The organism is uncultured Arcobacter sp., assembly GCF_937982575.1.
Lineage (GTDB): Bacteria > Campylobacterota > Campylobacteria > Campylobacterales > Arcobacteraceae > Arcobacter.
Genome location: NZ_CALJLR010000006.1, coordinates 234,825 through 249,109 on the forward strand (window position 1 = coordinate 234,825; position 14,285 = coordinate 249,109).

Annotated in this window: 13 protein-coding genes; 12 read left to right on the plus strand and 1 reads right to left on the minus strand. The window is 24.6% G+C overall.

Annotated features, from left to right (window positions below):
* Positions 1 to 111: 111 nt before the first annotated feature.
* Entirely contained in the window at positions 112 to 2,226 is a 2,115-nt protein-coding gene (locus Q0617_RS06255) for a hypothetical protein (RefSeq protein WP_298751650.1), read from the minus strand.
* A gap of 470 nt (positions 2,227 to 2,696) precedes the next feature.
* Here Q0617_RS06255 and Q0617_RS06260 point away from each other — a divergent pair, with 470 nt between their 5' ends.
* From Q0617_RS06260 to Q0617_RS06315, 12 genes are all read left to right on the plus strand, one after another.
* Positions 2,697 to 3,842: a glycosyltransferase gene (locus Q0617_RS06260; RefSeq protein ID WP_298751652.1), complete on the plus strand. Its 1,146-nt coding sequence runs from the start codon at positions 2,697 to 2,699 to the stop codon at positions 3,840 to 3,842.
* On the plus strand, positions 3,835 to 4,263 hold the full coding sequence (locus Q0617_RS06265; RefSeq protein WP_298751653.1) for a hypothetical protein: 429 nt from the start codon (positions 3,835 to 3,837) through the stop codon (positions 4,261 to 4,263). The genes Q0617_RS06260 and Q0617_RS06265 overlap by 8 nt, the downstream gene beginning before the upstream one ends.
* On the plus strand, positions 4,263 to 5,369 hold the full coding sequence (locus Q0617_RS06270; protein WP_298751654.1) for a DegT/DnrJ/EryC1/StrS family aminotransferase: 1,107 nt from the start codon (positions 4,263 to 4,265) through the stop codon (positions 5,367 to 5,369). The genes Q0617_RS06265 and Q0617_RS06270 overlap by 1 nt, the downstream gene beginning before the upstream one ends.
* A complete protein-coding gene (locus Q0617_RS06275; protein WP_298751656.1) occupies positions 5,366 to 6,121 on the plus strand; it encodes a class I SAM-dependent methyltransferase in 756 nt (251 codons plus the stop codon). The genes Q0617_RS06270 and Q0617_RS06275 overlap by 4 nt, the downstream gene beginning before the upstream one ends.
* Positions 6,106 to 7,380, plus strand: coding sequence for a hypothetical protein (locus tag Q0617_RS06280; protein ID WP_298751658.1), 1,275 nt, complete (start codon positions 6,106 to 6,108; stop codon positions 7,378 to 7,380). The genes Q0617_RS06275 and Q0617_RS06280 overlap by 16 nt, the downstream gene beginning before the upstream one ends.
* Entirely contained in the window at positions 7,377 to 8,483 is a 1,107-nt protein-coding gene (locus Q0617_RS06285) for a hypothetical protein (RefSeq protein WP_298751660.1), read from the plus strand. The genes Q0617_RS06280 and Q0617_RS06285 overlap by 4 nt, the downstream gene beginning before the upstream one ends.
* A gap of 1 nt (position 8,484) precedes the next feature.
* The gene (locus tag Q0617_RS06290) at positions 8,485 to 9,252 is read left to right on the plus strand and encodes an FkbM family methyltransferase (RefSeq protein WP_298751662.1); all 768 of its coding nucleotides are present in this window, start codon (positions 8,485 to 8,487) and stop codon (positions 9,250 to 9,252) included.
* Positions 9,242 to 9,874 (plus strand): methyltransferase domain-containing protein, encoded by a 633-nt coding sequence (locus Q0617_RS06295; protein ID WP_298751663.1) that lies wholly within the window; start codon positions 9,242 to 9,244, stop codon positions 9,872 to 9,874. The genes Q0617_RS06290 and Q0617_RS06295 overlap by 11 nt, the downstream gene beginning before the upstream one ends.
* Entirely contained in the window at positions 9,867 to 10,769 is a 903-nt protein-coding gene (locus tag Q0617_RS06300) for a polysaccharide deacetylase family protein (protein WP_298751664.1), read from the plus strand. Before Q0617_RS06295 ends, Q0617_RS06300 begins: the two co-directional genes overlap by 8 nt.
* Positions 10,750 to 12,360 carry a glycosyltransferase gene (locus Q0617_RS06305; protein WP_298751665.1) on the plus strand — a complete coding sequence of 537 codons (1,611 nt, stop codon included), beginning with the start codon at positions 10,750 to 10,752 and terminating at the stop codon, positions 12,358 to 12,360. Before Q0617_RS06300 ends, Q0617_RS06305 begins: the two co-directional genes overlap by 20 nt.
* A gap of 88 nt (positions 12,361 to 12,448) precedes the next feature.
* Positions 12,449 to 13,501 (plus strand): glycosyltransferase family 2 protein, encoded by a 1,053-nt coding sequence (locus Q0617_RS06310; protein WP_298751666.1) that lies wholly within the window; start codon positions 12,449 to 12,451, stop codon positions 13,499 to 13,501.
* Positions 13,501 to 14,274, plus strand: coding sequence for a hypothetical protein (locus tag Q0617_RS06315; RefSeq protein WP_298751667.1), 774 nt, complete (start codon positions 13,501 to 13,503; stop codon positions 14,272 to 14,274). Before Q0617_RS06310 ends, Q0617_RS06315 begins: the two co-directional genes overlap by 1 nt.
* Positions 14,275 to 14,285: the final 11 nt, after the last annotated feature.

The window sequence follows — 14,285 nt, forward strand, 5'->3', positions numbered from 1 at the left end:
ATCTAAGAAGACTTAAAAATATTATCATATTATCGATATTTTCTATACTACATAAATAATCTATTCTTTTCTTTAAATTGAAAAGTTCTAAGTCTATTTACTATTTTTATATTATTCAATATTTTTAGGAAAATAATTGTTTTTCATAAGATATAGACTATCTTTTTTAAAATATAGTTCCAGAGAGTTAGTATAATTGAAATTAATTCTACTAGCCTTTAAACATTGTAAAGAAAGTTCCTTAAATGATGTTATATCTTTATTGAGAATATCATTTAAAGTATCTTGATCAATAAAATGTTCTATTTTAATAATATTGAACCAAAATAAAATTATTTGATAATAGTCAGCAAATATTGTTTCAATTTCATTATTAATTTCTTGATTTTCATATAGTAAAATTATATTGCTATATTGATCTCTTAATTCATTATAAATTTCTTGCTCATACTTTTTACTTGAAATAATTATATAATCAGTACTCTTTATATCTAACTTTGAAATAATATTTATTCCGTCTTTTTCTTTTCCCCATAATTCTTTATTAGAATCAGTAAAACAAATATTTAAATTTCTAAAGTTATATAGTTTTTGCAGTACATTATCAAAATGTTCTCCTGCCCCATAAATAATAAGCTTATTATTTTTAATTAAATCAAAATATGTTTTTATTTTAGCCTTAGATAATTTTACTAACTTATCCTGATAAAATGATGTTAATTTATTTTTTGAAACCAAATGAGAGTAATTATTCAAAAATTTTATTAGTGCATTTTTTGAATCACCAATATTTGAAATATTTTTGTTCCTAAATAATTCTATATCACGCGATTTTTTTTTCATATATTCAATGTCATTTAAATGTTTATTAATTAGTGAAAACAACTCATTTCTAGTCTCTGCAATGTCACCAATAACAGTTAAATTTTTTCCATAAAATCCTTCCATTCGATTCAGATAATCTTTATTTGGTAAATAAAATATAACTGGTTTTAAAGTGGCTGTAGCATACATATAAACAGATGAACCAAATCCTTCGGAAATCAATACTTGATTTTTAGATAATACATCAAAATATGATGATGAATCATCTAAGTAGAAATTATTGTAATTATTCAATCTATGAATCCTACCTTTTACAATAGTATTACTTAAGGAAAAAGGGTGTGGTCGATATATTACTTTTTGATTGTAATATTTTTTGACAATGTCATCTAAAAAAAATTCATCAGTTTCAGTTGCACTGTATTCCAATGTTATATCACTATAAACACTAGCCATAAACACTATATTTGAAGTCTTTTGTTTATTAGTCTGATAATATTTTATAAAATTATCTAATTTAGGATAGCCCAATGAGATACTTTGCCTATTTACATTAATTGCCTGTATTTTAAACCAAATGCAAGTACTAAATCTTTCAATAAACTTATTAATAAAAATATTTTTCTTAACATGTTGATTAGCTTTAATGTGAAATTCTTCATGAATAAAAGAGTATTCTAACAAAAATCCATATTTACTACGAGAAGCATATAAAGGACTTGCTAAGACACAGCAGTTATTAAACTTACGAATTAATTCTTCTCCATAAAATACCTTTTCATTTTCTTTGTTCAAAGATGTTTTAATACCAGCAAAGGTCAACGAGTTATCGACTAATTCTAGCAAATAATCAAAATCACTTCTATATTGAAATATTAAAGTATTACTATTTAAATAACCTGCTTTATTTAATAGCTCATGAAACAGCTGAAAATAGGTGCTATATGATTTTCCTAATATATCTTTAGCTTGATTAACTGGTATAACTTTTACCAATTTTTCTATGTTATACCAAAGTTTATGCTTAAATTCATTATTTGTTAGGAATATGCTTAAAGATAAATCATACATTAAATCTACAATAACACAATTATTTTCATAATGAGTTACTAATGAATCTAGAAACATGGGATAGCCAAAATATATAATAACAATTGTCACTTTTTTCTTTGTATATTTACAGTGATGAGAAAAATCAATAAAGCTACCATCATCAAAATTGTAAATATCTAGTATTTGTACATCATCCAATTCAGATATACTTTTCAATAAATTCTTACAGTTAAATCCAATTGAATAAATTACAAGGTCTTTAACCTCTAAATTATTAAAATATTCTTTTATATTTTGCTTCGAATTATACTCAAGTTTTTTTCTTAATGTATCTTCTATAACATTCATTAAGATTCCCTTTAAATTTATTTTTGTTAGTTGTTATTTTAAATAAGAAATAGAGTTAAATAATAGTACACTTGTATTACTTTGAAAGCACTTATTGTTTAGTTAGAGATACCTATATAAATTTTGGAATATCCTAGTTAGAAAGTAAAAATAACAATATAATATGTTCAGAAGTATTAAGCATTAGAGAGATAAGCTATTATATTCTATAGAAATAAATCTTAGTAAAAACAAAATCATCCTAAATAAAAACCTTTTTATACCCAATTAAATCAAAGATATTTATCAAAACAAAAAAAAATTAAACTGAGGATACAATATTTCTTTTTTTGACACTGTAGATTTATTATTAGAAGAAGAACGTAAAATAGATGAATTAAAATTTGAGTAAAAAAAATTTGTATTATTCATTAATTATAAAGTTTTTTTATGGATAAATAACATTATCAATAAAAAAGGTTTATAGTACAATGAAAATATTGTTTACATCACCAGTATTTGGTTTTCCATCAATAGGAGGACCCGAGTTAAGAATTGAAACATCAATTAAAGCATTATCTAAAATCAGTAACCTTGTATGCTATATTAGACTGCCCAAATTAAGGCTAACTAATGAATCTAATAATTTTTTAAATAATTTATCTGAAAAAGTTTATTATTTAGATCCTCATATTCCTAAAGATGTCTTTTGGCCACAAATTTTAGAAAATGAAAAACCTGATTTAATTTGGTTTGGCTATGGTAATATATCATATGTTCTAATGAAATACTTAAAGTCAATAACAAATATACCTTTAGTCTGTGATACTGATAGCGTTTGGTCTAAATTCATTCTTAGAGAACTAGATGTAGAAAACAATCAAGAAAGAAGATTAGAAGTTGCAGAAGAAGGTAAAATTAAGGAACATGAAGAAAAAGATTGGGTTAATTTTTGTAATGTAACAACTGCAGTTTCTGAAATTGATATGGAATATTATAAGTCACTAACAAAAAATAAAAATAAAATCCATCTTTTCTCTAATGTAATTGATTTATCATCATATCAAACTACTATAGAAAATATTTATAATATAACATCTCCTTCTTTATATTTAGCAGGAACTTTTTGGAAAAATTCTCCAATGGAAGATGCTACTCGTTGGTTTGTAGATAAAGTATTTTCAAACTTAATAATTAAATATCCAAATTTAAAATTATATATCTTGGGAAAAAAATCCACTGAAATAGTTGGTGATTTAAGTAATCAAAATATACATGTGGTAGGCAAAGTTGAAAGTGTATTACCATATTTAAAACATGTTGATGTAGTATTGGTTCCTTTACGTTTTGAATCTGGAACAAGGTTTAAGATTTTAGAGGCAATGGCTTGTAAAAAGGCAATAGTATCTACGACATTAGGTGCAGAAGGAATACCTATAACAGATGGTGAAAATATATTAATAGCTGATGAACCTAATATTTTTTATCAAAAAATTGTTGATTTAATTGAAAATAAACTAACAAAAAATAATCTTGCTCAAAATGGATATAATTTAGTTAAAGAACAATATAATATTGAAAATCTTGCACTACAAGGAAAAATAATTTGCAAATATGTAGGTCTAATAAATGATTAAAACAATCATTCATGATAATCAACAAATAGCCATTATTATTAAAAACAATTACAAAAAAGAAGGTGTAGAGTTTTTTACGCCAAATGATTATTCTCAACAACTTGCTTATATGTCACATAAAAAAGGCAAAAAAATTGATGCACATATTCATAATAAAGTAACTAGAGATGTTCATATGACTCAAGAAGTTTTAGTAATAAGAGAAGGCAAGCTTCGTATAGATTTTTACACACAAGAAAAAGAATACTTAGAAAGTAGAATTCTTGAAAAAGGGGATGTAATACTACTTGCTAGTGGAGGACATGGATTTGAAGTATTGGAAGATATTGAAATGATTGAAATAAAGCAAGGTCCATACCTAGGAGATGAAGATAAAACAAGATTTGTCCATATTTCAAAAGAAAAGTTAGAAATAAAATAATGATACCAGTAAATACTCCAATCTTTAATGGTAATGAAAAAAAATATCTAAATGAATGTATAGATACAGGCTGGATAAGTAGTGAAGGTCCATTTATCCAAAGATTTGAAAAAGAAATGGCATCTTATATAGGACGAAAACATGCTACTGCTTGTGCAAATGGAAGTGCAGCACTTGATATAGCAGTAAAAGCCTTAAATTTAAAAAAAAATGATGAAGTAATAATACCCTCATTTACGATTATTTCTTGCGCACAATCTTTAGTTACACAAGGCATTAAGCCCGTACTTGTAGATAGTCATTTTGATACATTTAATATGATAGTTGAAGATATTGAATCAAAAATAACAAAAAAAACAAAAGCTATTATGATAGTCCATATATTTGGACTTGCCGTAGATATTGATCCAATATTAGAACTTGCAAAAAAGTATAACCTTAAAATTATAGAAGATGCAGCAGAAGTACATGGACAAGAATACAAAGGTAAAAAGTGCGGTAGTTTTGGAGACATAAGTATATTTAGTTTTTATCCAAATAAACAGATAACTACTGGTGAAGGTGGTATGATTCTAACAAATAATGAAAATATTGATAAAAGAGCCAAGAGTTTAAGAAATCTTTGTTTTACTCCTGATAGATTTATTCATGAAGAACTTGGATGGAATTATCGAATGACAAATATGCAGGCAGCACTTGGTGTTGCACAACTTGAACAAATCGATACAGTAATTGAGAAGAAAAGATGGATAGGAAATACATATCATGATTTATTAAAAGATATTGAGACAATTAATTTACCAATACAAAAAACAGATTATTGTAAAAATATTTATTGGGTATATGCGATTACATTAAAAGATACATGCTCAAAAAATGCAAAAGATATTATATCAGAACTTGGAGAATATAAAATAGGTAGCAGACCATTTTTTTATCCTATGCATAAACAACCAGTATTTAATAAAATGGGATTATTTTTAGAGGATAACTTACCGTATAGTGAAAAACTTTATGAAAAAGGTTTTTATATACCAAGTGGTTTAGCTTTAACTATAGAACAAATAGAAAAAGTGTCAGAAGTATTACATAAGGTTTTAAAATGAGTCAATTTGGAGATTTATATTCACAATACTACGATTTACTTTATAGTGACAAAGATTATGAAAAAGAAGTTGATTATGTAGAAGATTTAATTAAATCAAATTTTCCTCAAGCAAAAACTATTCTTGATATGGGTTGTGGAACTGGAAAACATGCAGAACTTTTTTGTAACAAAGGGTATACCATTCATGGTATTGATTTAAGTGAAGATATGCTTAAAGTTGCAAAGAAAAGAGCACAAGGGAAAAGGGACAGATTAACTTTCAGTCAATCAAAAATTCAAGATTTGAATTTGAATAAAAAATTTGATGTTATTATTTCCTTATTTCATGTAATGAGTTATCAAAACTCTAATGAAGAAGTTACAAAGGCTTTTGAGGTTGCGAAAAATCATTTAAATACAAACGGTATTTTTATATTTGATTTTTGGTATGGACCAGCGGTATTAACTGATTTACCAACAACTAGAATAAAAAGATTAGAGAATGAAAATATTAATGTTACAAGAATTGCAGAACCAACATTAGAATGCCAAAAAAATTTAGTTAACGTTAGCTACAATATATTTATTGAAAACAAATTATCTAAAAATATTATACAAAAAAATGAATTACATAAAATGAGATATTTTTTTGACACTGAACTTGAACTTGTTATTGAGAAAACTGGTTTTAAAGTTCTAAATAGATATGAATGGCTAAGTAAAAATAAAATAAATTTTAAAAGTTGGAATGGTGTATGGATATTAAAATAGATGATAATTATTTACATGAAGCAAGTCATTTAAGGTTACAAGCTCACTATGGTAAAGTATACATTTACAAAAATAAAAGAGTTTTTAGAGGTATAAATGATGATAAAATAGAAGAAATTCTACAATTGATGAATTCTGGCCTTATTGAAGAATTAGTAAATAAAAAACTGTTTCCTAAAACAAACATTGCAAATGTTCAATTAAAAGAATATAAACTTGTTATAGAACATGAAAAGATACCATTAAGAAATATGTTTTTACAATGGTCTTTTGAGATGCTTAAAGATTCTGCAAAAACAACACTTTTAGTTAATGAGATAGCTAATAAATATGGATATGAAATTAGAGATGCACATTTTTTAAATACAATGTTTTTTTATGGAAAAAGTATTTTTATTGATTTAGATAGTTTTGTAGTCACACGTAGTAGTAAATGGGTAGCGTATGAAGAGTTTATAAATAGTTATATGAAACTACTCCAACTTATGTCATTGGATGATAAGTATGAGTATCAGGAATCAATTAAAGGAATGGCATATTATATTCCTAATGAAATTTATCAAAAAGTTATCCCACTTGACAAACAATATAACTTGAAACAAAGATTATCAATAAAAGAACTAAAAGAAGATATTGAGATAATCAATTTAAAAAATCAAATTACTACATGGAGTAACTATCATGACAATTTTGAATCTGATTATGATTTAAATAGTGAAAATAGAGTTACAAAAATTATTCAACAAATTAAACAATATAACCCAAAGAATATAATAGATTTAGCATCTAATGCAGGTATGTTTGCTAATATTATATTAAATGAAATATCTTCTGTAAAACATGTAGTTTGTATAGATAAAGACCATAGTGCCATTAATAAACTTTTTCATAATATTGGAGATAAAAAAATTACTCCTTTATATAATGATATAGTTGATGACTACTATTTAGTTTTATCAGACCGCCCTAAAGCGGACATGGTATTAGCCCTAGCACTTACTCACCATTTATTATTAAGTTCATCTTATGATATTGATTTTATTTTTGAACTTATAGGTAGCTTTGGTAAAAAAAATGTACTTATTGAATTTATGCCATTAGGACTCTACGGTGGAGATTTAGAGAAAACTCCACCAGTGCCTTCATGGTATACGGAAGAATGGTTTCAAACAAAATTTTGTAGCCACTTTAAATTATTATATAAAGAAAAAATAGAAATAAATAGAATTTTATTTGTTGGAGAGATCTTATCAAAATGAAATCAGTAGCTATAGTAACTAATTATGGTTGGCTGGGGATATCTTCACCCTTAATTAATACAATATTATTACTTTTAAAAAAAGATTATAACATTGACTTATATTTAAAACAAGACACTTTTTGTGACAATTTAAAAATATCAAATACATTTATAAAACACAAAAACTTAAACTCTATTTATTACAATCAAAATATAAATTCCACAAACTTACTTAAAAAGCATATTTTAGAAATCAAAAATATGAAAAAAAAAATTTATAAATTTATAATAGCATTTGATATAGAAGGACTTATAAAAGCAGGGATTCTTTTTAGAAAAATGCAAAATTTAAAACTTGTTTACTTTTCATTAGAGATTTATGATATAAAAGATAAACTGAAAGACCTAGAAATTTATTTTAACAAATATGCAACAGTAACTATTACACAAGATAAATATAGGATTAGGATTCTTTCAATTCTTAATAAAATAGATAAAAAATCTTGCTCGCATGTATGGAATAGTTCATATGAAGAAACTCTAATAAAAAATAAGAATACCTATTTAAGAAAAAAATTTAATATTCCAAAAAGTAAAAAAATTATTCTAGCAACAGGAACATTACTTGAAACTACTGGAATAGATGAACTAATTGAATCAAATTTATTCCAAGATGAAAGATATGTAGTTATTTTACATGGCTGGATACCTAATGATAAATTTAGAAAGTATATATTATCAAAAGTTGATGACAAAAATATTTTTTTATCAGAAGATATCATACCATTCAGTGAAAAATATAAAATATTTTCATCTGCTGATTTTGGATATATTTCATATAATCCCCTTGATTTAAACTTAAAATATGCAGCAGGTTCATCTGGTAAATTATTTGATTTTATGCGATGTGGAGTTCCAGTAATAGGGAATAACATACCTTTCATGAAAAAATATATAGAGAACAATAATGTGGGAAAAGTTTTTAATAAAAAAGAAAATATTTTAAATTCAATAAATATTATAGACACAAACTATTCATATTTTGTAGAAAATTGTTTTAAAACTTTTAAAAATTATTCATTTAAAAAAAGCTTTCAAAATGCACTAAAGGATATTTTATAAGATGACTGAAAAAAGATTTATTGATAGTGAATATAAAGAGTTAAGAAAAATGGCTAGATTTAAAGAAGTTTCTTTAAATTTTTTTAATAAAAAAATTAAAGTACCAGATTCTGGATCCTTGATTTTTTTAAATAGAGAATTATTTGGTCAAGAAATATATAAATTTGAATCTTCAAGTAAAACTCCATTTATTATTGACTGTGGAGCAAATATTGGATTAAGCTTAATTTATTTTAAAAAAATATATCCAAATGCAAAAATTATAGCATTTGAACCAGACAAAAGAATTTTTAATTATTTAAAATACAATATTAATTCTTTTGAATTTAACAATATAGAACTTATAAATAAAGGTTTATGGAAAGAAGAAACTACTTTAAAGTTTTTTTCTGAAGGTTCCGATGGTGGAAGAATTGCCATTAAGGATGAAATGGATAATCTCATACAAATAGAAACCGTAACATTAAGTACTTATTTAAGAAATAATAAAGTTGATTTTCTAAAAATTGACATTGAAGGTGCTGAAACAGAAGTATTATTAGAATGCCAAAATGAGCTTAAAAATGTAAAGAATTTATTTATAGAGTATCACTCTTTTAAAAATGAAAAACAATCATTGTCAGTTATACTTAATATATTAGAAGATAATGGGTTTAGATATTATATAGAACATGTAGGAGTAAAATCGGATCATCCATTTTGTAATATTTTAACTTCTGCAGGATTTGATAATCAATTAAATATTTTTGGATACAAAAATGAAAAATAATAAGCTAATTCCTATTTCAAATGTATTTGGATTAGACAGAGGAACTGCAATTGACAGAGTATATATAGAAGATTTTTTAAAAAACAACTCAAGTGAAATAAAAGGTGTCACACTTGAAATTGCAGAAGATACATATAGTAAAGAATTTGGTTCAGAAATTGTAAGATATGAAATACTTCATAATAATAATGAAAATCCCAATGCTACTATTGTTGGAGACTTAACAAATATTTCTTCTTTGCCAAAAGATGACATTGACTGTTTTATATGTACTCAAACACTAAATTTTATTTATGACTTTCAAAAAGCCATTCTAGGAATCCACCATATACTTAAACCAAAAGGTATTGTGTTAGCTACAGTTGCTGGATTAAGCCAAATATCAAGATACGATATGGATAGATGGGGTGATTATTGGAGATTTACTGATTTATCCATAAAACTTGCTTTTGAAAATGTGTTTGGAAAAGGAAATGTTGAAGTAAATTATTATGGAAATGTTTTTGCTGCAAAATCTTTTTTAGATGGTCTAAGTGCAGAAGAGTTAACAAAAGAAGAATTATTCTACAAAGACAAAGACTACCAGATTCTTATTACAATAAAAGCTACTAAAAATGCATAATTTAAATATTTGTAAAATTTATATGCTTCATAGAGTCTTTCCCTTTGAAAATAATAAACTTTTTCCAAATGAAAATATGAAAATTACACCTGAATTTCTAGAAAAATTCATAATTGATGCTAAAGAAAAGGGTTATGAATTTATATCTATGGATGAATTAAGTCAAATCTTAAAATATAAAACTACTGTTTCAAAAAAAATAGTAATGACACTTGATGATGGATACAAAGATAATTATACCCATGCATATCCTATTTTTAAAAAATATAATGTACCATTTTTAATATATATTACAACAAAGTTTCCTGATAAAAAAGCTATTTTATGGTGGTATAATTTAGAGGAATTAGTTATTTGTAATAATGAAATTTCACTTAATAATTCCTCTTATTTTAAGTGTTTTTCAGAAGAAGAAAAAATAAATACTTTTATGAAAATAAGAGAGATAATAATGAACTTGGACCAAAAAAATCTATATGATGAGTTAAATAATCTTTTTAACTTATATTCTATAGACTGGTATAAATATTCAAAATTATTAACATTGGATTGGAATGAAATACTAGAATTATCGAATGACTCACTTTGTACTATAGGTGGACATACAGTAAATCATTTTGTGTTAAGTAAATTAAATAAAGATGAAATAATAAATGAAATTAATCTAGCAAATAAGACTATTACTAACTTTATTAAAAAAGATGTAAAGCATTTTGCATATCCTTTTGGTGATAAAAATTCATGTGGAAAAAAAGAATTTGACGTTGTTAAAGAATTAAAACTTTTGACTGCTACAACTACGATATCTGGACATGCAAGACATGGAGAAAATATTTATGAATTAAGACGACTTATGTTGTGTGAAGGTAATTATATTGAAAATACTAATAGTTAACTCTTTTGATTCTAAAGGTGGTGCAGCAAGAGCAGCATATAGACTTTACAGTGGCTTATTAAAATTTAATATAGAGGCTGAACTCCTTGTACAAAAAAGTACTTCTAATGATAATTCTGTATTAACATTTGATAACTCAGAGATGTTAACCTTTGATACTATACTTTTAACTAATTATATAAATATAAAAACTTACTTTTCAAATTCAATAATTTCAAATTCTAATTTAATTAACTATATAAATGAAAGTGATGCAGATATTGTACACCTACATTGGATAACCAATTCTTTTCTTTCAATTGAAGATATTGGAAAAATAACTAAACCAATTGTCTTTACTATGCATGATAATTGGCTTTTTACAGGTGGTTGTCACATTATGGGAGAATGTATTAACTACAAAAATGAATGTGGTAATTGCCACATATTAAATAGTAATGAAATCAATGATATTAGTAATATTAATTGGAATAGAAAGAAAAAAGTATTTAATAACCTAAATAAAAATACATATGTTATTGGTTTAAGTAAATGGGTAACAAATAAAGCAAAAAAAAGTTCCTTAATAAATAAATTTAATATAATTAACTTACCAAATCCTATCAATTCAGAATATTATGTAAATATAAATAAAGATTCACTAAGAAAAAAATATAAAATTTCTAAAAATAAGAAAATTGTTATTTTTGGTGCAATGTCTTCAACATCTGATTTGAATAAAGGCTATCATTTATTACTAGATTCATTATCAAAACTAAAATCTAAAAATATTGAACTTTTAATTTTTGGAAATGATGACAATATTGAAAATTTTAATAATTTTCATATCAACTCTTTTGGTAAAATTGAAGATGATCAAGTCTTAATTGAATTATATAATCTATCTGATGTCATGATAGTACCAAGTCTTCAAGAAAACTTACCAAATGTTATTATTGAAGCCTTTTCTTCTTCTCTACCTGTAGTAGCCTTTAATATAGGTGGTATTCCTGATATAATTGACCATAAGATAAATGGATATCTTGCAAAAGCATTTAATACTCAGGACCTTGCAGATGGAATTGAATGGATACTACATCACCCAAATTATGATGAACTTTGCAAAAATGCAAGAAAAAAGGTTCTAAGTAATTTCAGTGAAGAGATAGTTATTCCTAAGTATATTAAACTTTATAAAAAAATATTAAAAGAGCTTAAATATTCTAAAAATAATTTTAAAGAATCGACAGACATAAAACTATCTAATCTCTATATAGAGACATTTAACAAATACGTACAAAAAGAAAATTCAGAAAAAGAAATATACTTTTCTAAAAACTTTAATAAATTCTTTGAACAAATAAGTTTAATAGATGAAAATATTATACTTTATGGATATGGAACTATTGGGAAAACCATTCAAAAACTAATTCCAGAAAAAATTATTGGATATATAGATATGAATGATAATAATAACCATCCTTCAACTTTAAGAAATATGAAATATGATAAAATCCTCATTAGTGTATTAGGAAGAGAAAAAGAAATTAAAAGATATCTTGTAAAAGAGCTCTCTGTTCCAAAAAATAAAATTATTACAATTGAATTATAACAAAATTTAAATCATTAAAAGACACAAAACAATTTAAATAATATTTACTAAAATCAAAATATCATTAAAACATCAAAGGAACTAAAGTATGAAACCGCCTCTAGTATCTATAATTACTGTAACATACAATGCCGAACAATTTCTTGAAAGAACTATAAAAAATATTATTGAACAAAATTATAAAAATATTGAATATATAATTATTGATGGTAATAGTACAGATGGAACTATCGATATAATCAAAAAATATGAAAAATATATAAGCTATTGGATTAGTGAACCAGATAATGGCTTGTATGATGCTATGAATAAAGGGATAGATATTGCAACTGGCTCATGGATTAACTTCATGAATGCAGGTGACATGTTTTCCGAAACAAATACGATTTCAAATGTTTCGAAAAATTTTAATGAAGACTATCAAATAATATGTGGAGATATTTTAAGGGGAGAAAACTACTCCGTATATCAAAAAACATTAGGTTTAGATTATGCCTATGATTCAGTATTCGTAAATCATCAAGCCTCTTTTACAGAAATGTCACTTATGAAAAAATTTATGTTTGATAGCAGTATGAAAATTTCTTCCGATTATGGTTTTTTCTTTCGTTGTTTTATTGAAGGATGTAAATTCAAGTTTATTAATATGCCCATTGCAAAATGTCTTGAAGGTGGTATATCACAACAAAATAATGTATTAGCATGGGCAGAAGCAATGCATTTACAAGCTAAATATTTAAAGGATCCTATGGATATATTTTCAAATAAATTTTATAAAAATCTTATTTCTACACCAAATAATAATCAATTATTAATAAAATTCTTAAATAATCTTAATGTTCAACTATCAAATACTTTACAGAACAAACGATTTGTTTTATATGGATTTGGCAATATTGGTCAAATTATTTATCATAAATATAAAAAAAATATAGTTTGTATTGTAGATAAAAATTATAAGGTTTTAAAGGAAGAACACAATATTGATATTGTTAACCCAGATACACTAAAAGATATAGAAATTGGCTATGTTCTTATCTCTACTTTAGGAAAAGAAGCAGAAATAGAAAATTACTTAATAAGTAAATGTCACATGAATAAAAAAAATATATTAAAACTATCAATTTCAAAGATTAAATAATGAAAAATATACAAATTATTGCAACCCTTACAACACATAGCACAAGAATAAAAACAGTCCATTTAGCTATAGAGACAATTTTAGGCCAAACAGTTAAAGCTGATAAAGTTATATTGTGGTTAACTAAAGGTGAATACTTAGAAAGTGAAATTCCTAATGAATTAAAACTTCTTCAAAAAAAAGGTTTAGAAATAGAATATTGTGATGATATAAAAGTATTTCAAAAACTCATTCCAACGTTAAAAAAATTCCCTAATGATTTAATAATTACTTTTGATGACGATATTTTTTATAAAAATACTATTATTGAAGAACTTTTAGATGCCTATGAAAAAGAACCAAATATTATACACTGTATGAGGGGACATAAAATTAAGTATACTGAAAATGGAGAATTAGAATCATATAATAAATGGGACTATTGTACAAACGATTTTCAAGCAGGCTTTGATATTTTTCCAACAGGAGTTGGAGGTGTTTTATATTTCCCTGGTTGTTTTTATGAAGATGTTTTAAAATCAGATTTTTTTTTAAGTTTAACTCCTAATAATGACGACGTATGGTTAAAAGCTATGAGTTTAAAAAAAGATGTAAAATGTAAAATTGTTAAACAAGAAAATAATAAATATATGAATCTTGACTTTATTGATGGTACGCAAGAGATAGGCCTTTGTACAATAAATATTGATGAAGAAACAGGAAATAATTTACAAATAAAAAATGTGTTTACTAAATATAATATATATAATAAAAAATTAATTAATAAGCGTTAAATAAGGATAGA